The sequence below is a fragment of the Pseudomonas marvdashtae genome (assembly GCF_014268655.2).
In the GTDB taxonomy this organism is placed as follows: Bacteria; Pseudomonadota; Gammaproteobacteria; order Pseudomonadales; family Pseudomonadaceae; genus Aquipseudomonas; species Aquipseudomonas marvdashtae.
Genome location: NZ_JABWQX020000010.1, coordinates 13542 through 32400, shown reverse-complemented (window position 1 = coordinate 32400; position 18859 = coordinate 13542). Strand labels below are relative to the sequence as shown.

The following is an 18859-nucleotide window of genomic DNA, read 5'->3' as shown; positions in this document are numbered from 1 at the left end:
CAGCCAGGCCACCCGCTCCTACAAATCGCCGATCACTTGCTGGCGGCGCCATCCGGCACGAACACGTAGCCTACGCCCCAGACGGTCTGGATATAACGCGGCTTGGACGGGTCGGGCTCGATCATCCGACGCAGGCGGGAAATCTGCACGTCGATGGAGCGCTCCAGCGCATCCCACTCCCGACCGCGGGCCAGGTTCATCAACTTGTCACGGGTCAGCGGCTGGCGCGCATTCATCACCAGGGCCTTGAGTACCGCGAATTCGCCGGTGGTGAGCATGTGGATCTCGTTGCCACGCTTGAGCTCGCGAGTGGCCAACGACAGCTCGTAGTCGCCGAAGGTCACGCTTTCGTCTTCGCTGCCCGGCGCGCCTGGCACCGGGGCCGACTGGCGACGCAAGACCGCCTTGACCCGAGCCATCAGTTCATCCGGGTTGAAAGGCTTGGCCAGGTAATCGTCGGCGCCCAACTCCAGCCCTTTGATACGGCTCAGTTCGTCGCCCTTGGCGGTGAGCATGATGATCGGGATCTGGTTGTTGGCACCGCGCAGGCGACGGCAGGCTGTCAAGCCGTCTTCGCCGGGCAGCATCAGGTCAAGGACCACGAGGTTGAAAACCTCACGGGCCAGCAGCCGATCCATTTGCTCGGTGTTTGGTACGGTACGGGCGCGGTAGCCCTTGCTGACGAAAAAGCGTTCCAACAGGCTGCTCAGCCCTGGATCGTCATCAACAATCAGAATTTTTTCGCCTTCAGCAGTTTGTGCAGTGCTGCTCATAGGAAGCTCCTTTGATCTTGGCGCGCATTATGGCTTAGCTGCCGTTATACGCACCGTGTGCATTGTTAGCAGATTTTTCCTCTATCTCCAGCGATCGTCCTATCAAGCGCACGTTTCACGACGCCCCCGAACAGCGGAACGCTGGTTATAATGCGCGGCCTTTGGCGCCAGGATGTGCCGGATCGTTACACCGATGCGGCGGTTTCCCCTCTGGCCAGGCAGCACTTTTTGAATTTAACGGGTCAATTGGCAGCCTCTTGACCCAGGCAGCGGCGCACCCCGGGCCGCTCAACCAGTCTCGTCGAGCCCGGCTTCTGTGGTGGCGAGCCTGATTTCACAATTTGTCAGGTGGTTTTATGGACAGCATCAACAGCCGCATCGCCGAGGAACTCGGCGTACGCCCACAACAGGTCGAAGCGGCCGTCGCGCTACTGGATGAAGGCTCCACGGTACCTTTCATCGCCCGTTACCGGAAAGAAGTGACAGGCAGCCTCGATGACATCCAACTGCGTCATCTTGAAGAGCGCCTGCGCTACCTGCGAGAACTCGACGAACGGCGCATCAGCATCCTGGCCAGCATCCAGGAGCAAGGCAAGCTGACCCCGCAACTTGAACGCGACATCAAGCTGGCCGACACCAAGACCCGTCTCGAAGACTTGTACCTGCCCTACAAGCAGAAGCGCCGCACCAAGGGCCAGATCGCTCTGGAAGCCGGCCTCGGCGAGCTGGCCGACGGCCTGTTCAGCGACCCGACCCTGGCCCCGGAAACCGAAGCCGCGCGCTTCGTCGATGCCGAAAAAGGCGTGGCGGACGTGAAGGCCGCGTTGGAAGGCGCCAAGTACATCCTCATGGAGCGTTTCGCCGAAGACGCCAATCTGTTGGAAAAACTGCGCAACTTCCTCAAGCAGGAAGCCATCCTCAGTGCCCGAGTGATCGCGGGCAAGGAAGAGGAAGGCGCGAAGTTCCGCGACTACTTCGAACACGACGAGCCGCTCAAAAGCATGCCATCCCACCGCGCCCTGGCGATTTTCCGCGGTCGCAACGAAGGCATCCTCAGTTCCGCGCTGAAGGTCGGTGAAGAATTGCCCGGAACCATGCACCCGTGCGAAGGCATGATCGGCCAGCAGTTCGGCATCCAGAACCAGAACCGCGCAGCCGACAAATGGCTGGCCGAAGTGGTGCGCTGGACCTGGAAGGTCAAGCTCTACACCCACTTGGAAACCGACTTGCTCGGCGAATTGCGTGATAACGCCGAGACCGAGGCGATCAACGTGTTCGCCCACAACCTCCACGACCTGTTGCTGGCCGCACCGGCCGGCCCGCGGGCCACGCTGGGCCTGGACCCGGGTCTGCGCACCGGTTGCAAAGTGGCGGTGGTGGACTCCACCGGCAAACTGCTGGACCACGCCACGGTCTACCCGCACGTGCCCCACAACAAGTGGGACCAGACCATCGCCATCCTTGCCGCCTTGTGCGCCAAGCATTCGGTCGACCTGATCGCCATCGGCAACGGCACCGCCAGCCGCGAGACCGACAAGCTGGCCGCCGAGCTGATCAAGAAATACCCGGCCATGAAAATGACCAAGGTCATGGTTTCCGAGGCCGGCGCTTCGGTTTATTCGGCGTCGGAACTGGCGTCCAAGGAATTCCCCGACCTGGACGTGTCGATCCGTGGCGCGGTGTCCATCGCCCGTCGCTTGCAGGATCCGCTGGCGGAACTGGTGAAGATCGACCCGAAATCCATCGGGGTCGGCCAGTACCAGCACGACGTTTCCCAACTGAAACTGGCGCGCGGCCTGGACGCGGTGGTGGAGGATTGCGTGAACGCCGTGGGCGTGGACGTGAACACTGCTTCGGTGGCGTTGTTGGCGCGCATTTCGGGCCTGAACGCCACGCTGGCGCAGAACATCGTCACCCACCGCGACGAACACGGCGCATTCAAGACCCGCGCCGCGCTGAAAAAAGTGCCGCGCCTGGGTGAGAAAACCTTCGAACAGGCCGCAGGCTTCCTGCGTGTCATGAACGGCGATAACCCGCTCGATTCCTCTGCGGTCCACCCGGAAGCCTACCCGCTGGTGCAACGCATCGCTGCCCAGACCGATCGTGACATTCGCTCGCTGGTCGGTGACGCCGCGTTCCTCAAGCGCCTGGACCCGAAGAAATTCACCGACGAAACCTTCGGCCTGCCGACCGTCACTGACATCCTGCAGGAACTGGAAAAACCGGGGCGCGACCCGCGTCCTGAATTCAAGACCGCCGAGTTCCAGGACGGCGTCGAAGACCTCAAGGACCTGCAACCGGGCATGATTCTCGAGGGCGTGGTGACCAACGTCACCAACTTCGGCGCATTCGTCGACATCGGCGTGCATCAGGACGGTCTGGTGCATATCTCGGCGTTGTCCGAGAAGTTCATCAAGGACCCGCGCGAAGCGGTGAAGGCCGGTGATGTGGTGAAAGTGAAGGTCATGGAAGTCGATATTCCGCGCAAACGCGTCGGCCTGTCGATGCGCATGAGCGACACGCCGGGCGAGAAAGTCGACGGTGCCCGCGGTGCGCGTCCTGGCTCGACGCCACGTCAATCGCAGAACACCGCGCCGCGCAAGGAAACCGCTACGGCGGCTCCTGCCAACAACGCCATGGCCTCGCTGTTCGCCAACGCCAAGCAGTTGAAGAAACGCTGATGGACGCGCCGGCCGGGTTAGTGGAAAGCGCCTTTTTCAAGCTGCTCGGCTGCCGCCTGCAAAGCCTTGGGGACGGGGTGGCGCAAGTCGCCCTGAGCCTTGAGCCGCCGTTGCGCAACCGTGGCGGCAAGCTGCACGGTGGCGCGCTGTTCAGCCTGGTGGACATCGCCATGGGACTGGCCTGCTCCAGCGTCCATGGCTTTGACCAGCAGAGCGCGACCATTGAATGCAAGATCAACTACATTCGCGCCGTGTCCGACGGCGAGGTTCTGTGCACTGCCCGGGTCATCCACCCGGGGCGGCGCACGCTGGTGGTCGAGGCCGAGGTGATGCAAGGCGACAAGCTGGTCGCAAAAGCGCAAGGCACGTTCGCTGTCCTATAGCTCAGTGTCATCGATTTGGGTTAATTTCGACGCCATGAATGCAGCGGCGAAGCCCCTGTGGGTTGCGATGACTAGCCTTTGGCATACAAACCAGGCGACTACGCCAGTTTTAACTTCACCCTTGTAGACCGTCTTGCCCACCCCCATATTGGGGCGACTGACGCGTGAAGGAATTCAACTTGAGCGACCTTTTAAACCGCCGCCTGGCCCTGCTCGGCGAGCGCGCCAACCTCTCCCTGCTCGAACAATGCCTGCATGGCATCGAGCGTGAATGCCTGCGCGTCACGGAAAACGGGCAACTGGCGCAGACGCCGCATCCCCAGGCCCTGGGTTCGGCGCTGACCAACGAACAGATCACCACCGACTATTCCGAGTCGCTGCTGGAGTTCATCACGCCGGCGCTGGCCAACCCGGCCGACACCCTGCGCAGCCTCGACAAGATCCACCGGTTTGCCTACAGCAAACTCGGCGACGAGTACCTGTGGAGCCCTTCGATGCCGTGTCCGCTGCCGGCCGAAGAAGACATCCCGATTGCCTATTACGGCACCTCGAATATCGGCCGGCTCAAATATGTCTACCGCAAGGGTTTGGCCCTGCGCTACGGCAAGACCATGCAATGCATCGCCGGCATTCATTACAATTTTTCCCTGCCGGAAAAGCTCTGGCCGCTGCTCCGGCAGGACGAAGCCAGTGACGTCAGCGACCGCGATTTCCAGTCGTCGGCCTACATCGCGTTGATCCGCAATTTCCGGCGCTACAGCTGGCTGCTGATGTACCTGTTCGGCGCCTCGCCGGCCTTGGACGCCGGCTTCCTGCGTGGCCGCCCGCATCAGTTGGAACAGCTGGATCCGGACACCTTGTACCTGCCGTACGCCACCAGCCTGCGCATGAGCGACCTGGGTTACCAGAGCAACGCCCAGGCCGGCTTGACCCCCTGCTACAACGATCTGACAAGCTACACCGACAGCCTGCGCAAAGCGGTGGCAACCCCTTACGCGCCGTATGTGGAAGTCGGCACTCACCAGAACGGCGAATGGGTGCAGCTCAACACCAACATCCTGCAGATCGAAAACGAGTACTACTCCAACATCCGCCCCAAGCGCGTGACGTATACCGGCGAGCGCCCGATCCAGGCGCTGATGGCCCGTGGGATCCAGTACGTCGAAGTGCGTTGCCTGGACATCAACCCGTTCCTGCCGATGGGCATCGACCTCACCGAGTCGCGGTTCCTCGATGCGTTCCTGTTGTATTGCGGCCTCAACGACAGCCCGCAGTTGGAAAACAACGAATGCAGCAACGCTACGAGCAACTTCCTGACCGTGGTCAAGGAAGGCCGCAAGCCAGGCCTGCACCTGCAACGCCAGGGCCAATCGGTGGACATGCAAGCCTGGGCCATGGAATTGCTGGAAAAGATTGCTCCGCTGGCCGCCCTGCTTGACCAGAGCCAAGGCGGTGATGCCCATCGCCAGGCTCTCGACGCGCAACAGGCAAAAGTCCGCGACCCGTCGCTGACGCCGTCTGCCAAGGTCTTGGCCGCCATGGCCGAGCACCGCGAAAGCTTCGCCCAGTTCTCCCTGCGCCAGAGCAAGGCCCACGCCGAGTTCTTCCGCGCCCAGCCGCTGTCGACCGAAGAGCAAGCCGCGTTCGAAGAAACCGCCCGCCAGTCCTTGGTCCAGCAAACCGAGCTGGAGCAGAACGAGGTGGGAGACTTTGACGTGTTCGTGGGTTCGTATCAGGCGAGCATCCTGGCGATCAGTAACTGACTTTCCTCTTGATGAGGACGCTTCTGTGGCGAGGGAGCTTGCTCCCGCTGGTCTGCGCAGCAGGCCCATCTTGCGGCCGCTACGCAGCCGAGCGGGAGCAAGCTCCCTCGCCACGGGGTTATTAGCCATCTTGGATAGATGTGTTCGCAAATAAGCTAATTCGAAAAAGTTATTTATTTACTGATTCTTAGATCATTTAGTCTCCTCCAACGCCGAACATCCGGCGGCCTGTTGAGGAGCTTTGCCATGTCTCTGACTTTCCCCCTTCGCTTTCTCGCGGCCGCTTCCCTGGCCGCGGCGAGCCTTTTTGCCCAGGCGACGGATCTGACCGTCGCCTACCAGACCACCGTCGACCCGGCAAAAGTCGCCCAGGCCGATGGCTCGTATGAGAAAGCCACCAAGGCCAACATCGACTGGCGCAAGTTCGACAATGGCGCCGATATCATTGCCGCCATCGCTTCGGGCGATGTGCAGATCGGCTACCTCGGTTCCAGCCCGCTGACCGCTGCCATCACGCGCAAGGTTCCGGTAGAAACTTTCCTCATCGCCACGCAGATCGGCGCCGCCGAAGCCTTGGTGGTGCGTGACGGCTCCGGCATCAAGACTCCACAAGACCTGATCGGCAAGAAAATCGCCGTGCCATTTGTCTCCACCGGTCATTACAGCCTGCTGGCCGCGCTGAAACACTGGAATATCGACCCGTCGAAAGTCACCGTGCTCAACCTCGCGCCACCGGCCATCATCGCCGCCTGGAAGCGCGGCGACATCGATGCCACGTACGTCTGGGACCCCGCTTTGGGCGTGGCCAAGGAAAACGGCAAGGTGCTGATCACTTCAGCTGAGCTGGCCCAGTTTGGCGCACCGACGTTCGATGCCTGGATCGTGCGCAAGGATTTCGCCCAGAAGCACCCCGAAATTGTCACGGCCTTCGCCAAAGTCACCCTGGACGCCTACGCCCAGTACCGCAAGGATCCACAAGCCTGGCTGGCCGATGCGTCCAACATCGACAAGCTGGTGAAACTCTCCGGGGCCAAGTCCAGCGACATCCCCCTTTTGCTACAAGGCAACGTCTTCCCGCTGGCCGCCGATCAAGTGGTGAGCCTCGGCGCACCGACCACCCAGGCCATCACCAACACCGCCGCGTTCCTCAAGGAGCAAGGCAAGGTCGAAGCCGTGCTGCCGGATTACGCGCCATACGTCAGCGCCCAATACATCACGCGCTGATCAAGACGAAAAAGGGAGACGCCAAGATGGCCTTGCTACAGCTGGAGCGCATCAGCGCACAGTACCCCGGCGCAACAAAACCGGTGCTGGCGGATATTTCACTGACCCTGGGCCCGGAGCAACTGCTGGTTGCCCTCGGCCCCTCCGGCAGTGGCAAGACGTCGCTGTTGAACCTGATTGCCGGGTTCGTCGAGCCCAGCGCTGGGCAGATCACCCTGGACGGCGTGCCAGTGTCGGGTCCGAGCGCCGAACGCGGCGTGGTGTTCCAGGACGATGCGCTGTTGCCTTGGCAGGACGTGCTGGCGAACGTCGGGTTCGGCCTGGAACTGGCAGGCGTCGCGAGGGATAAGCGCGAGGCCCGCGCCCGGGAAATGCTCGCCTTGGTCGACCTCGCCGGTTTCGAGAAACGTCGCGTCTGGCAGCTTTCGGGCGGCCAGAAGCAACGCGTCGGCCTGGCCCGCGCGTTGGCTGCCGATCCGCGCGTGTTGTTGATGGACGAGCCTTTCGGCGCCTTGGATGCGTTCACTCGCGAACAGATGCAGGAACTGCTGTTACAAGTCTGGCAACGCACCGCCAAGCCCGTGTTCCTGATTACCCATGACATCGAAGAAGCCGTGTTCCTTGCCACCGATCTGATCCTGCTGGCGCCCGATCCTGGGCAGATCGTCGAGCGCCTGAGCCTGGATTTCGGCCGCCGTTACGGGGCCGGGGAATCAGCGCGGTCGATCAAGTCCGACCCACGCTTCATCGAGACTCGCGAGCACGTGCTTGCCAAGGTATTTTCCCAACGCAGCGCCACTCGGCAGCAGGAGCGCGCATGAGCAGTTACGAAATTCCAGCCGTGGCCCACGACCCCGAGCCCGCGCGCCCTCCTCTACGCGCTCAATGGCAGCTGAGTACGCGCTGGATCAGCGGCCTGACCCTGATCGTATTGTTGGCGCTTTGGTGGGCAGTCACCGCCAGCGGCCTGATCGAACCGCTATTCCTGCCGCCGCCCTCCGCCGTGCTGCAAAAAGGTTGGCTGCTGGTTACCAGCGGCTACATGGACTCCACGCTCTGGCAACATTTGGGCGCAAGCCTCGGGCGGATTGGCCTGGGTCTGTTGTTCGCGGTGCTGACCGCCGTGCCGGTGGGCATTGCTATCGGCGCGAACCGAATCGCCCGCGGCGTGCTCGATCCGTTGATCGAGTTCTACCGGCCGATTCCGCCGCTGGCTTATCTGCCACTGATCGTGATCTGGTGCGGCATCGGTGAGCTGTCGAAAGTCCTGCTGATCTACCTGGCGATCTTCGCCCCGATCGCCATCGCCACCGCCACTGGGGTGCGCACCGTCGACCCGGCCAAACTGCGAGCCGCGCAATCGCTGGGCGCCACGCGCGCGCAGTTGATTCGCCATGTGATCGTGCCCAGTGCCCTGCCGGACATCCTCACCGGTGTTCGCATCGGCCTGGGCGTGGGTTGGTCGACGCTGGTGGCCGCCGAACTGATCGCCGCCACCAGTGGCCTGGGGTTCATGGTGCAGTCAGCGGCGCAGTTCCTGGTCACCGACGTGGTGGTGCTGGGGATCCTGGTGATCGCACTGATCGCCTTCGCCATGGAAATGAGCCTGCGCGCCCTGCAACGCAAACTGGTGCCCTGGCACGGCCAGACCCATTGATCCCCAATGACCACGCCGACGATTCGGCGCCCAGACCGAGAACATTGAGATGAATCGCCCGACCATTACGCCTTTGAGCTCCGCCCTCGGCGCGCAGATCGAGGGGATCGATATCAGTCAGCCGCTGAGCCTGGAAGATCGCGACATCCTCGAGCGGGCGTTGCTCGATCATCAGGTGCTGTTTTTCCGCGACCAGCCGATCGAACCGCCACAGCAGGCACGTTTCGCCGCGTATTTTGGCGACCTGCACATCCATCCGATCTACCCCAACGTGCCGGAGCAACCCGAAGTTCTGGTGCTCGACACCGCCGTCACCGACGTCCGCGACAACGCTGTGTGGCACACCGACGTGACCTTTCTCCCGACACCCGCCTTGGGCGCGGTGCTCAGCGCCAAGCTGCTACCGGCGTTTGGTGGCGACACATTGTGGGCCAGAGGCATCGCGGCATACGAAGCCTTGTCGGCGCCGCTGAAAATCTTGCTGGAAGGGCTGACGGCGACGCACGACTTCACCCGCTCCTTTCCCTTGGAGCGCTTCGGCAATAGCGCCGAAGATCTTGCGCGCTGGGAACAAGCACGCCGCAAGAACCCACCGCTGTCCCACCCGGTGATTCGCACGCACCCGGTGAGCGGCCGTCGCTCGCTGTTCGTCAACGAAGGCTTCACCACGCGTATCAACGAACTGTCGGAAACCGAAAGCGAGGCGATCCTGAAACTGCTCTTTGCCCATGCCACCCGCCCGGAGTTCACCCTGCGCTGGCGCTGGCAGGTCAATGACGTGGCGTTCTGGGACAACCGCGTCACCCAGCATTTTGCCGTCGACGACTACCGTCCCGCCCGGCGCGTGATGCACCGGGCGACAGTGTTGGGGGATGTACCGTTTTTCAGGTGAGTAGCAATAGAGCCGGAGTCACCTTTGTGGCGAGGGGATTCATCCCCGCTGGGCTGCGAAGCGGCCCCAAACCTGAGCATGCGGTGCGTCAGGTGGAATCGAGTAGGCTGCTTTGGGGCTGCTGCGCAGCCCAGCGGGGATAAATCCCCTCGCCACAGGGATTTGTGTGCACCCTACTTGCGTTACTCAGCCGACGAAGGCTTCTCCCAAAGATTGATCCCGCCTTCCTGGGCAAACCGATCGATCTCGGCCAGTTCCTCGGCGCTGAAACTCAGATTCTTCAAGGCGCCGACGTTCTCGATAATCTGCTCCGGCCGGCTGGCGCCGATCAGTGCGCTGGTGACGCGCGGGTCGCGCAAGGTCCAGGCCAAGGCCATTTGCGCCAGGCTTTGGCCGCGACGCTGGGCGATTTCATTCAGGGCGCGTACGTGGGCAATGTTTTCCTCGGACAAGTGCGAAGCCTGCAACGAACCGCCACCAGGACGGTTGACCCGAGCATCGGCCGGAATGCCTTTGAGATACTTGTCGGTCAGCAGGCCCTGGGCCAGCGGCGTGAAGGCGATCACGCCGGTGCCCAGCTCTTCGGTGGCATCCAGCAAGTCTTTCTCCACCCAACGGTTGAGCAGGTTGTAGGCCGGTTGATGGATCAACAGCGGGACTTTCCATTCCTGGAGTAGCGCGGCCATTTCCCGGGTTTTCACGCCGGAATAGGAAGAAATGCCGATGTACAACGCCTTGCCCTGCTGCACCGCAGTGGCCAGGGCGCTGGCGGTTTCTTCCAGTGGCGTGTCGGGGTCGAAACGGTGGGAATAGAAGATATCCACATACTCCAGCCCCAGACGTTGCAGGCTCTGGTCGAGGCTGGCCAGCACGTATTTGCGCGAGCCCCCGCCCTGGCCGTAAGGCCCCGGCCACATGTCCCAACCGGCCTTGCTGGAGATGATCAACTCATCGCGGTACTGCTTGAAATCTTCGCGTAGCAAGCGGCCGAAATTGATCTCGGCGCTGCCGTAGGGCGGGCCATAGTTGTTGGCCAAGTCGAAGTGATTGATGCCCAGGTCGAACGCTGTACGCAACAGTGCTCGCTGAGTCTCGATCGGCGTGCTGTCACCAAAGTTGTGCCACAACCCCAGCGACAACGCCGGCAGCACCAGCCCGCTGCGCCCGACGCGGCGGTAAGGAATGGACTCGTAGCGGTTTTGCGCAGCGGTGTAGGTCATCGAAAAGGCTCTCTGTTCGGACGGCTGGAGGCAGAAGCTAACATTTCACAGACGCCTCGGTCAGGCGGAAAGTTCGCGCAAGGCCGCCGCGGCCAAGAAACCCGAACGCGAGCTGTAACGCTGGTCCCGTCGCACGGTTTGATCGATGCGCTCAAGCAATTGCTCGGGCAGCGTGGCGTTGAACCGCACTGATTTTCCGAAATAGGGCGTGACATCGAACTCAACCACGCCCCAGATCCCCCCGGCGTATTGCGGATCGTCGAGATGATCGTCAATGTCATGGATCTGTGGCAGCGGTTCGCCGTCGGCTATCAGGCCTTCATAGTGCAACGAAAGCGCCTCTTTCACATTTTCGAATGCCTGGCTCACAGTACTGCCTGCGGAGAAACAACCCGGCACATCCGGGACCGTCACGCCGTATTCGGAGTCGGCATCCTTGTGCAGAACGACCGGAAATTTCATGTGGACGAATCCTTCCTCAAGATCCGGCAACCGCAGCAACCGGTCTGATAACAATGCATCCCCACCGGGGATTTCGTAATCGGTCATGGGCTTCATTTCAGGCCCGCCTGTTTCAATATGCTATTGATCGTGCCCCTGGGCAGATCCGCGTCAGGGTGCTTGATCGTCACCTAGCTCAACTCGCCAACCAATGTACCGTCACCACAATCCAGTCATTTCGCGTGCGCAAACACCTCGGCCACCCAATCCACGAACACCCGTACCCGCGGCGACATGTGCCGATTGTGTGGATAAAGCACCGACACCGGCATGGGCGGCGGTGGGGTGGCGGTGAGGACTTCCTGGATCAGGCCCTGCTTGATCTGCTCTTCCATCCGGTAGTGCGGGCATTGGATCAGGCCCAGGCCGGCGATGGCCGAGGCGGCGTAGATTTCGGCACCGGACACCGACAACGCACCGCCGATGGGTACCTCCTTGAGTTCGCCATCGACCATGAACTCGAATGGATACAGTTTGGCGGTGGTGCGCGAGACGTAGTTCACCGCCCGATGGTGGCGCAAGTCATCGAGGCTTTTCGGTTCGCCGTACTCGCGCAAGTAGCCGGGGCTGGCACAAGTGATCTGCCGAAGAGTGGCGACACGCCGACCGATCAATGACGAATCCCCCAGCGTACCGGACCGCAGCACGCAATCGACACCTTCGGCAATCAGGTCGACGAAGCGATCGGCCTCGCTGATGAACAATTCGATCTCCGGGTAGCGGGCCATGAATTGTGGCAACGCCGGAATCACGAAATACCGGGCCTGGGTTCCGTGCAGGTCCACCCTCAACTTGCCTTTGGGCGCCACGCCGCGAAACGCCAGCTCGGCCTCTTCGAGTTCCGCCAGCAACTGCACGCAGCGCGGGTAGTAGGCCTCGCCATCGAGGGTCGGGCGCACCTTGCGGGTGCTGCGCTCGAGAAGACGCACGCCCAGCCAGGCCTCGAATTGATTGAGCGTATGGGTCAGCGTGGCGCGAGGCATGTTCAAGTCTTCGGCGGCCAGGGTGAAGCTGCTGCGCTCGTATATTCGAACAAACACCCTCATTGCCCTGACTTGATCCATCTGATCGGCGCGCCTTGATTGTTGCTGGATATTGAACAGTCAAGACAACTCTCGTGCATTTATCGCCGATAGTAAACATGTGAATCTGGCTCCAACGAATCACAGCACTCCCCAAAAGGAATTCTTGCCATGACTGTCCAGAACTCGAAAGTCGCCATCGTGACCGGTGCCTCCCGCGGCATCGGCGCGCAGATCGCCAAGCAACTGGCCAGCGACGGTTTTGCCGTTGCCCTCAACTTCGCCAACAGCGCCGCCGAGGCCTCGAAGCTCGTGGTGCAGTTGCGCCAGGCCGGGCACCAGGCCATAGCGGTGAAAGCCGATGTGTCTGTCGCGGCGGATGTCAGCCGGATGTTCGATGAAGTCGAAACACAGCTGGGCAAAGTCGATGTGCTGATCAACAACGCTGGCATTCTCCAGGTCATGCCCCTGGCGCAGCACAGCGACGAGCTGTTCGACCGCACATTCGCCATCAACACGCGCGGCACTTTCAACACCCTGCGCGAAGCCGCGACCCGGTTGAACGATGGCGGCCGCATCGTGAATTTTTCCAGCAGCACCGTAGGCCTCAACCTGCCCGGCTACTCGGTGTACATTGCCAGCAAGGCCGCCGTGGAATCCCTGACCCAGGTGTTCGCCAAGGAGCTGCGCGGTCGCCAGATCACCGTCAATGCCGTGGCCCCCGGGCCAGTCGCCACCGAGCTGTTCATGCACGGCAAGAGCGAAGAGCAGGTCCAGCACTACGCCAAGATGCCGCCCCTGGAGCGCCTCGGCCAACCGGAAGACATCGCCAGCATCGTGTCCTTCCTGGCCAGCCCGGCCGCCGGTTGGGTGAACGGGCAGATCCTGCGGGCAAACGGTGGGCTGGTCTGAGGCCCCTTCCGATCAGCGCACCAGATGCAGGAACTGCATGTGCCGCTCGTACTGGTCGAGGATGTCGTTGATGACCTGTTCCTTGGAGTAGCCCACCAGGTCGTAATCCTGACTGCCTTCGCTCAGGTGCACTTCGGCACGGTAATAGCGGCGATTGTTGATTTGCTTGGAGCCCATGCCGCCGCGGGCGAAGGACGGCGTGAAGTAGCCACGCATCTGCACCTGGTAGATGAACGAATGCTGCTCGCCGTGACCGATCTCCAGGCTGACGCTGTCGTTGGCCGGATCTGGCTGGGTCATCACGGTCAGGCCTTTTTCGGCGAATACCGCTTTCACTTCCTCGATGGCCGGACGCACCGTGGTGTCGAGGAAGCGGTATACCTCGTCGCGAGAAGGAAAGTGCACCGCCTGGCTCAGGCGCTGGCGCCAGCCACCCGTGCCGCGCCGTGAAGCCGACACCGGTGCCAGGGAATGCAATTGCGCGATCTGCTTCTGGGATTCGAGGTAGAACGCCTTGTGCAGGCCCCACATCATCAGCAAGAGAATCAACGAGAACGGCAAGGACGTCAGCACCACGGCTGACTTGAGCGCATCGATACTGCCGGAAAACAACAACGCACTGGTCACCAGGGCGGTCATTGCGCCCCAGAACACTCGCAACCATTTCGGCCCGTCTTCATCCGGGTTGCCGCCCTTGGCGGACAGCGTCGACAGCACCACGGTGCCGGAGTCGGCGGACGTGACGAAAAACACGAAGCTGATGAATACCGTGACCGCGATGACCGTCTTGCTCCACGGATAGGTTTCCAGCAGCAGATAAAGGCTCATCGACGGGTTTTCCAGGGCTGACATGCCCAGGGCGCTCATGCCGTGGTTGAGCACCTGGTCGATGGCGCTGTTGCCGAAAATCGACATCCACGCCAGGGTGAAGCCCAAAGGGATCAACAGCACGCCAAACACGAATTCGCGAATGGTGCGGCCACGGGATATACGCGCGATGAACAGTCCCACGAACGGCGACCAGGCGATCCACCAGGCCCAGTAGAACACCGTCCAGCCACCCAGCCAGTCGCTGGGCTCGTTGTAGGCGTAAAGGTCGAAGCTCTTCATCGGCAGGGCGCCGAGGTAATCGCCGATGTTCTGGATCAAGGTGTTGAGCAAATGCTGGGTCGGCCCGGCAAACAGCACGAACAGCAACAGCGCGCAGGCCAACAGCATGTTGATGTCGGACATGACCCGCACGCCTTTGTCGACACCGGCCACCGCGACGATGATCGCTGCCCCCATCATCAGCACGATCAGGCCGACCTGGATCCATTGGGTGTGGGCGATGCCGAACAGGTAATCCAATCCGGAATTGAGGTGCAGCACACCAAACCCCATGTCCGCGCCAAGGCCAAACACCGTCGCGATGATGCCGAAGCCGTCCACCGCATAACCGATAGGGCCGTTGATGCGTTTGCCAATCAGCGGATACAACGCCGAACGCAAGGCCAATGGCAGATTGTGCCTATAGGCAAAGTACGCCAGCGCCATGCCGACAAACGCAAACACTCCCCAGCCGTGCAGGCCCCAGTGCAAAAACAGGATCTGCATGGCCTGGCGCGCCGCGTCGGCGGTTCCGGCCTCGCCCTGGGGCGGCTGGACCAAGTGGGTCAGCGGCTCGGAGACGCAGAAGAAAAACAGCGTGATGCTGATCCCGGCTGCGAACAACATGCCGGCCCAGGACAGGTAGCTGAATTCGGGCTCGTCGTGGTCGGCACCGAGCTTGATCTTGCCGTAGCCGGACAAGGCGGTGACCACCACGAAGACCAGATACAGCGTCATCGCCAGCATGTAATACCAGCCGACCGTGTTGGCCGCCCAGTTCTGTGCCGCCAGCAGCCAGGCGCCGGCCTGCTCCGGCGCGGCAATGACGACCAGGCCGAACAGCAGGATGAAGGTCGCCGCGAAGTAGAACACCGGCGGATTCATGCGGACCTGGCCGCTGGATGGAAGGGACGAAGTACTCATCGACGAAGCACCTCGCAAAACGAAATCATGACGTGCGCAAACGGACTCGGCAAAGGCAAGCCTCCTGTTGTGAGCGGGCAGCAAACCAAGGGTTTAACTTGAATGAACGTTCAAGTTAAACATGAATAGGCTGCTAAGGACTAATCGCAGGGCTCGACGGCACGCTTCCTACACTAGTCCATGGGTGGGTATGACGCTGCCGGGAGCGCATTCGTTCAGTGCTCCCTTCCACACGCCAGTTGCCCCTGAATATCGGCGTGCCTATAGTCCGATATCGCCTACAACCAGTACGGACCCCATGATCAAAGAACAGTTGTCTCGCTTCAGTCGTCTCGACCTGCTCGGCCATCCGACACCGCTGGAAAAACTTGACCGCCTCTCCCGTTGGCTCGGCCGGGACATCTACGTCAAGCGCGACGACCTGACGCCCCTGGCACTCGGTGGCAACAAACTGCGCAAGCTCGAATACCTGGCCGCCGACGCATTGGCCCAAGGTGCCGACACGCTCATCACCGCCGGCGCGATCCAGTCCAACCACGTCCGCCAGACCGCAGCCCTGGCCGCGAAGCTCGGCCTGGGTTGCGTCGCCCTGCTGGAAAACCCCATCGGCACCGAGGACAGCAATTACCTGGGCAACGGCAATCGGCTGTTGCTTGAGCTGTTCGACGCTAAAGTCGAGCTGGTGGACAACCTGGACAATGCCGACGAACAGCTGCAGGCGCTCGCCGGCCGCCTGCGCAGCAACGGGAAAAAGCCCTACCTGGTGCCGATTGGCGGCTCGAACGCGTTGGGCGCGTTGGGGTATGTGCGCGCTGGCCTGGAGTTGGCCGAACAGATCAAGGACACCGGCATCGAATTCGCCGCCGTGGTGCTGGCCTCGGGCAGCGCCGGTACCCACAGCGGCCTGGCGCTGGCCTTGAGCGAAACCCTGCCCACGCTTGCGGTCGTTGGTGTAACAGTGTCCCGTAGCGAGGAGGACCAGTTTCCGAAGGTCCAGGGCCTGGCCGAGCGCACGGCAGCGTTGCTCGGAGTCGCCCTTCCGGAGGCGTTCAAAGTGAATCTATGGGACGAGTATTTCGGTCCCCGCTACGGCGAACCGAACGCCGGCACGTTGGCGGCGGTCAAGCTGCTGGCCAGCCAGGAAGGCCTTCTGCTCGATCCGGTCTACACCGGCAAGGCCATGGCCGGCCTGCTCGATGGCCTGGGTCGCGACCGCTTTGACGACGGTCCGATCATCTTCCTGCACACCGGCGGCGCGCCAGCGTTGTTTGCCTATGACTCGGCGCTAGGGGCTTGAAACTCCTGACAATGGCGACATTCCACTTTGGAATATACGGATGATTTAATATTATTTTCCAATCTATGAAACGCAACTTATAGTCGCGCCGCAGGCGTATTTGCCACGAGACGCATCACCTGTTTTTAAGGCAGGATGTGACAGCACTTTCGTATCGCGGCTACGCCTTCTCTTGCCGATAAACGTCTTCATAAGAAAACACAGGGGCTTGTCATGAATTTTTCCGCATTACGTCGCAACCTGCTGGTAGGTTCGCTGGGCCTGGCACTGAGCGCCGGTCTGCTGGGGCAGGCGGTTGCCGGTGAGCAACTGCAAAAAATCAAGGATGCCGGCGAGATCAAGATCGGCTTGGAAGGCACTTATCCACCGTTCAGTTTCGTGGATGATGGCGGCAAGCTGACCGGCTTCGAAGTGGAGTTTTCCGAAGCCCTGGCCAAGGAGCTGGGTGTGAAGGTCAAGCTGCAGACCACCCCATGGGCGGGCATTCTCGCGGCGTTGGAATCCAAGCGTCTGGACGCCGTGGTCAACCAAGTGACCATCTCCGAAGAACGTAAGAAAAAATACGATTTCTCCGAGCCGTACACCGTCTCCGGGATTCAAGCGCTGGTACTGACCAAAAAAGCCGATGAGCTGAACATCAAGAAAGCTGCCGACCTGGACGGTAAAAAAGTCGGCGTGGGCCTGGGCACCAACTACGAACAGTGGGTGAAAGCCGAAGTACCGGGCGCGCAAGTCAAAACCTATGACGATGACCCCACCAAATTTCAGGACCTGCGCGTCGGCCGCATCGATACCATCCTGATCGACCGTCTGGCCGCGCTGGAATACGCCAAGAAGGCCAAGGACACCACCGTCACCAGCGAAGCGTTTTCTCGCCAGGAGTCGGGTATTGCCCTGCGCAAAGGCGAGCCTGAGCTGTTGGCAGCCGTGAACAAAGCCATCGAAAAACTGCGCGCCGACGGTACGCTGAAGAAGCTCTCGGAAAAATACTTCAGCGCTGACGTCACCCAATAATGGAAGCAGCTCTTCAACTCGCACTGGATTCCGCGCCCTTTCTGCTCAAGGGCGCGTACTACACGGTCATCCTCAGCCTGGGCGGGATGTTCTTCGGCTTGTTGCTGGGGTTCGGCCTGGCGCTGATGCGTCTGTCGCGTTTCAAGTTGGTGAACTGGATCGCGCGTATCTACGTGTCGTTCTTTCGCGGCACGCCGTTGCTGGTGCAGTTGTTTGTGATTTATTACGGACTTCCGCAACTGGGCATCGAGCTGGATCTGCTGCCGGCGGCCCTGATCGGTTTCTCGCTGAACATGGCGGCCTATGCGTGTGAAATCCTGCGGGCCGCCATCAGTTCCATCGAGCGCGGTCAGTGGGAAGCGGCGGCCAGTATCGGCATGACCCGTGCCCAGACACTGCGCCGGGCCATCCTGCCGCAAGCCGCACGCACGGCGCTGCCACCGTTGGGCAACAGCTTCATTTCCCTGGTCAAGGACACCGCCCTGGCGGCGACCATCCAGGTACCGGAACTGTTCCGCCAGGCGCAGCTGATCACTGCTCGCACCTTCGAAATCTTCACCATGTACCTTGCCGCCGCGCTGATCTACTGGGTTCTTGCCACCGTGCTTTCGCACCTGCAGAACGTATTGGAAGCCCGGGTCAATCGGCACGACCAGGAGTCCTGACCCATGATTGTCGTGGAAAAACTGACAAAGCAATTCAAGGGTCAGGTGGTGCTCAACGGCATCGACCTGAGGATTGAAGAAGGCGAAGTGGTAGCGATCATCGGCCCCAGCGGATCGGGCAAGACGACGTTCCTGCGCTGCCTGAATTTCCTCGAAGAACCCACCAGCGGACGGATCAAGGTGGGCGATATCGAGATCGATGGCAGTCGCCCGCTGAACCAGCAGCAAGGGCTGGTCCGTCGTTTGCGCCAGCAGGTGGGCTTCGTGTTCCAGAATTTCAATCTGTTTCCCCATCGCACCGCACTGGAAAACGTCACAGAAGGTCCGCTGGTGGTGAAAAAGACCCCGCGGGCCGACGCTGAAGCCCTGGGCCGCAAGCTACTGGCCAAGGTCGGCCTGGCCGGCAAGGAAGACGCATATCCCAGGCGCCTGTCCGGTGGTCAGCAACAGCGCGTGGCTATCGCCCGGGCGCTGGCGATGGAACCTGCAGTGATCCTCTTCGACGAGCCAACCTCGGCCCTCGATCCGGAACTGGTGGGTGAAGTGCTGGCAACCATCCGGGGCCTGGCCGAAGAAAAACGCACCATGGTCATCGTGACTCACGAGATGGGCTTCGCCCGGGATGTAGCCAATCGCGTGGTGTTCTTCGACAAAGGCGTAATTGTTGAGCAAGGTGAAGCCAAGGCGTTGTTCGAAGCTCCGAAAGAAGAGCGCACTCGGCAGTTTCTCAGCAAGTTCCTCTCGGCTGGACATGGCGCGCAGTAATTAATTGGCTTGTCGACACTTCCAGGGAGGGAAGTGAAACAAGTCCAACTTTAAAAAGCCAAAACCACCGCATCAAA

At 61.2% G+C, this 18859-nt stretch carries 17 protein-coding genes and 1 pseudogene; 12 read left to right on the top strand and 6 right to left on the bottom strand.

The annotated features are described in order from the left end of the window. Positions 1 to 32: 32 nt before the first annotated feature. Complete coding sequence (ompR, locus tag HU742_RS26535; protein ID WP_003186825.1) at positions 33 to 773, bottom strand: osmolarity response regulator transcription factor OmpR; 741 nt, start codon at positions 771 to 773, stop codon at positions 33 to 35. 356 nt (positions 774 to 1129) lie between these two features. Between ompR and HU742_RS26530 the strand changes: the two genes are divergently transcribed. The 7 genes from HU742_RS26530 (at position 1130) to tauD (ending at position 9373) form a co-directional block, all read left to right on the top strand. Further along, positions 1130 to 3454 carry a Tex family protein gene (locus HU742_RS26530; protein ID WP_186638951.1) on the top strand — a complete coding sequence of 775 codons (2325 nt, stop codon included), beginning with the start codon at positions 1130 to 1132 and terminating at the stop codon, positions 3452 to 3454. After that, on the top strand, positions 3454 to 3837 hold the full coding sequence (locus HU742_RS26525) for a PaaI family thioesterase (RefSeq protein WP_186638953.1): 384 nt from the start codon (positions 3454 to 3456) through the stop codon (positions 3835 to 3837). The genes HU742_RS26530 and HU742_RS26525 overlap by 1 nt, the downstream gene beginning before the upstream one ends. Positions 3838 to 4016: 179 nt before the next feature. After that, positions 4017 to 5600 (top strand): glutamate--cysteine ligase, encoded by a 1584-nt coding sequence (gene gshA / locus HU742_RS26520; protein ID WP_186638955.1) that lies wholly within the window; start codon positions 4017 to 4019, stop codon positions 5598 to 5600. Positions 5601 to 5846: 246 nt separating this feature from the next. Next, on the top strand, positions 5847 to 6824 hold the full coding sequence (tauA, locus tag HU742_RS26515) for a taurine ABC transporter substrate-binding protein (protein WP_186638957.1): 978 nt from the start codon (positions 5847 to 5849) through the stop codon (positions 6822 to 6824). A gap of 26 nt (positions 6825 to 6850) precedes the next feature. Continuing rightward, complete coding sequence (gene tauB, locus HU742_RS26510) at positions 6851 to 7645, top strand: taurine ABC transporter ATP-binding subunit (protein WP_186638958.1); 795 nt, start codon at positions 6851 to 6853, stop codon at positions 7643 to 7645. Beyond that, positions 7642 to 8481 carry a taurine ABC transporter permease TauC gene (tauC, locus tag HU742_RS26505; RefSeq protein ID WP_186638960.1) on the top strand — a complete coding sequence of 280 codons (840 nt, stop codon included), beginning with the start codon at positions 7642 to 7644 and terminating at the stop codon, positions 8479 to 8481. Before tauB ends, tauC begins: the two co-directional genes overlap by 4 nt. 49 nt (positions 8482 to 8530) lie before the next feature. Next, the gene (tauD, locus tag HU742_RS26500; RefSeq protein ID WP_186644472.1) at positions 8531 to 9373 is read left to right on the top strand and encodes a taurine dioxygenase; all 843 of its coding nucleotides are present in this window, start codon (positions 8531 to 8533) and stop codon (positions 9371 to 9373) included. A 182-nt stretch (positions 9374 to 9555) separates the two neighbouring features. On the opposite strand, the gene mgrA is transcribed toward tauD, so the two are convergent. From mgrA to HU742_RS26480, 4 genes and pseudogenes are all read right to left on the bottom strand, one after another. Continuing rightward, positions 9556 to 10593 (bottom strand): L-glyceraldehyde 3-phosphate reductase, encoded by a 1038-nt coding sequence (gene mgrA / locus HU742_RS26495; RefSeq protein ID WP_186644470.1) that lies wholly within the window; start codon positions 10591 to 10593, stop codon positions 9556 to 9558. A 60-nt stretch (positions 10594 to 10653) separates the two neighbouring features. Then, positions 10654 to 11055: a type II toxin-antitoxin system HicB family antitoxin gene (locus HU742_RS26490; RefSeq protein WP_186639056.1), complete on the bottom strand. Its 402-nt coding sequence runs from the start codon at positions 11053 to 11055 to the stop codon at positions 10654 to 10656. Positions 11056 to 11147: 92 nt separating this feature from the next. After that, positions 11148 to 11225 (bottom strand): annotated as a pseudogene (locus HU742_RS26485) (type II toxin-antitoxin system HicA family toxin); the annotation flags it as partial. A gap of 42 nt (positions 11226 to 11267) precedes the next feature. After that, the gene (locus HU742_RS26480) at positions 11268 to 12158 is read right to left on the bottom strand and encodes a LysR family transcriptional regulator (RefSeq protein ID WP_186644468.1); all 891 of its coding nucleotides are present in this window, start codon (positions 12156 to 12158) and stop codon (positions 11268 to 11270) included. A 129-nt stretch (positions 12159 to 12287) separates the two neighbouring features. On the opposite strand from HU742_RS26480, the gene HU742_RS26475 reads away from it, so the two are divergent. After that, positions 12288 to 13028, top strand: a complete 741-nt coding sequence (locus HU742_RS26475; RefSeq protein ID WP_186638967.1) for an SDR family oxidoreductase — start codon at positions 12288 to 12290, stop codon at positions 13026 to 13028. Between the two features lie 12 nt (positions 13029 to 13040). On the opposite strand, the gene betT is transcribed toward HU742_RS26475, so the two are convergent. Beyond that, positions 13041 to 15002, bottom strand: a complete 1962-nt coding sequence (betT, locus tag HU742_RS26470) for a choline transporter BetT (RefSeq protein ID WP_186644547.1) — start codon at positions 15000 to 15002, stop codon at positions 13041 to 13043. 337 nt (positions 15003 to 15339) lie between these two features. Here betT and HU742_RS26465 point away from each other — a divergent pair, with 337 nt between their 5' ends. From HU742_RS26465 to tcyN, 4 genes are all read left to right on the top strand, one after another. Next, a complete protein-coding gene (locus tag HU742_RS26465) occupies positions 15340 to 16338 on the top strand; it encodes a D-cysteine desulfhydrase (RefSeq protein WP_186638969.1) in 999 nt (332 codons plus the stop codon). 213 nt (positions 16339 to 16551) lie between these two features. After that, the gene (tcyJ, locus tag HU742_RS26460) at positions 16552 to 17352 is read left to right on the top strand and encodes a cystine ABC transporter substrate-binding protein (RefSeq protein ID WP_186638971.1); all 801 of its coding nucleotides are present in this window, start codon (positions 16552 to 16554) and stop codon (positions 17350 to 17352) included. Beyond that, a complete protein-coding gene (tcyL, locus tag HU742_RS26455; RefSeq protein WP_186644466.1) occupies positions 17352 to 18017 on the top strand; it encodes a cystine ABC transporter permease in 666 nt (221 codons plus the stop codon). The genes tcyJ and tcyL overlap by 1 nt, the downstream gene beginning before the upstream one ends. Before the next feature lie 3 nt (positions 18018 to 18020). After that, entirely contained in the window at positions 18021 to 18782 is a 762-nt protein-coding gene (gene tcyN / locus HU742_RS26450) for an L-cystine ABC transporter ATP-binding protein TcyN (protein ID WP_186638973.1), read from the top strand. Positions 18783 to 18859: the final 77 nt, after the last annotated feature.

What these genes read in the sequence shown, in the direction of transcription:
- HU742_RS26465 (WP_186638969.1), top strand. Translation starts at nt 15,340, where the DNA reads ATGATCAAAGAACAGTTGTCTCGCTTCAGTCGTCTCGACCTGCTCGGC.
- HU742_RS26480 (WP_186644468.1), bottom strand. Translation starts at nt 12,158, where the DNA reads ATGGATCAAGTCAGGGCAATGAGGGTGTTTGTTCGAATATACGAGCGC.
- tcyJ (WP_186638971.1), top strand. Translation starts at nt 16,552, where the DNA reads ATGAATTTTTCCGCATTACGTCGCAACCTGCTGGTAGGTTCGCTGGGC.
- HU742_RS26525 (WP_186638953.1), top strand. Translation starts at nt 3,454, where the DNA reads ATGGACGCGCCGGCCGGGTTAGTGGAAAGCGCCTTTTTCAAGCTGCTC.
- HU742_RS26530 (WP_186638951.1), top strand. Translation starts at nt 1,130, where the DNA reads ATGGACAGCATCAACAGCCGCATCGCCGAGGAACTCGGCGTACGCCCA.
- tcyL (WP_186644466.1), top strand. Translation starts at nt 17,352, where the DNA reads ATGGAAGCAGCTCTTCAACTCGCACTGGATTCCGCGCCCTTTCTGCTC.
- tcyN (WP_186638973.1), top strand. Translation starts at nt 18,021, where the DNA reads ATGATTGTCGTGGAAAAACTGACAAAGCAATTCAAGGGTCAGGTGGTG.
- tauC (WP_186638960.1), top strand. Translation starts at nt 7,642, where the DNA reads ATGAGCAGTTACGAAATTCCAGCCGTGGCCCACGACCCCGAGCCCGCG.
- mgrA (WP_186644470.1), bottom strand. Translation starts at nt 10,593, where the DNA reads ATGACCTACACCGCTGCGCAAAACCGCTACGAGTCCATTCCTTACCGC.
- ompR (WP_003186825.1), bottom strand. Translation starts at nt 773, where the DNA reads ATGAGCAGCACTGCACAAACTGCTGAAGGCGAAAAAATTCTGATTGTT.
- HU742_RS26475 (WP_186638967.1), top strand. Translation starts at nt 12,288, where the DNA reads ATGACTGTCCAGAACTCGAAAGTCGCCATCGTGACCGGTGCCTCCCGC.
- tauB (WP_186638958.1), top strand. Translation starts at nt 6,851, where the DNA reads ATGGCCTTGCTACAGCTGGAGCGCATCAGCGCACAGTACCCCGGCGCA.
- tauD (WP_186644472.1), top strand. Translation starts at nt 8,531, where the DNA reads ATGAATCGCCCGACCATTACGCCTTTGAGCTCCGCCCTCGGCGCGCAG.
- betT (WP_186644547.1), bottom strand. Translation starts at nt 15,002, where the DNA reads ATGAATCCGCCGGTGTTCTACTTCGCGGCGACCTTCATCCTGCTGTTC.
- HU742_RS26490 (WP_186639056.1), bottom strand. Translation starts at nt 11,055, where the DNA reads ATGAAATTTCCGGTCGTTCTGCACAAGGATGCCGACTCCGAATACGGC.
- tauA (WP_186638957.1), top strand. Translation starts at nt 5,847, where the DNA reads ATGTCTCTGACTTTCCCCCTTCGCTTTCTCGCGGCCGCTTCCCTGGCC.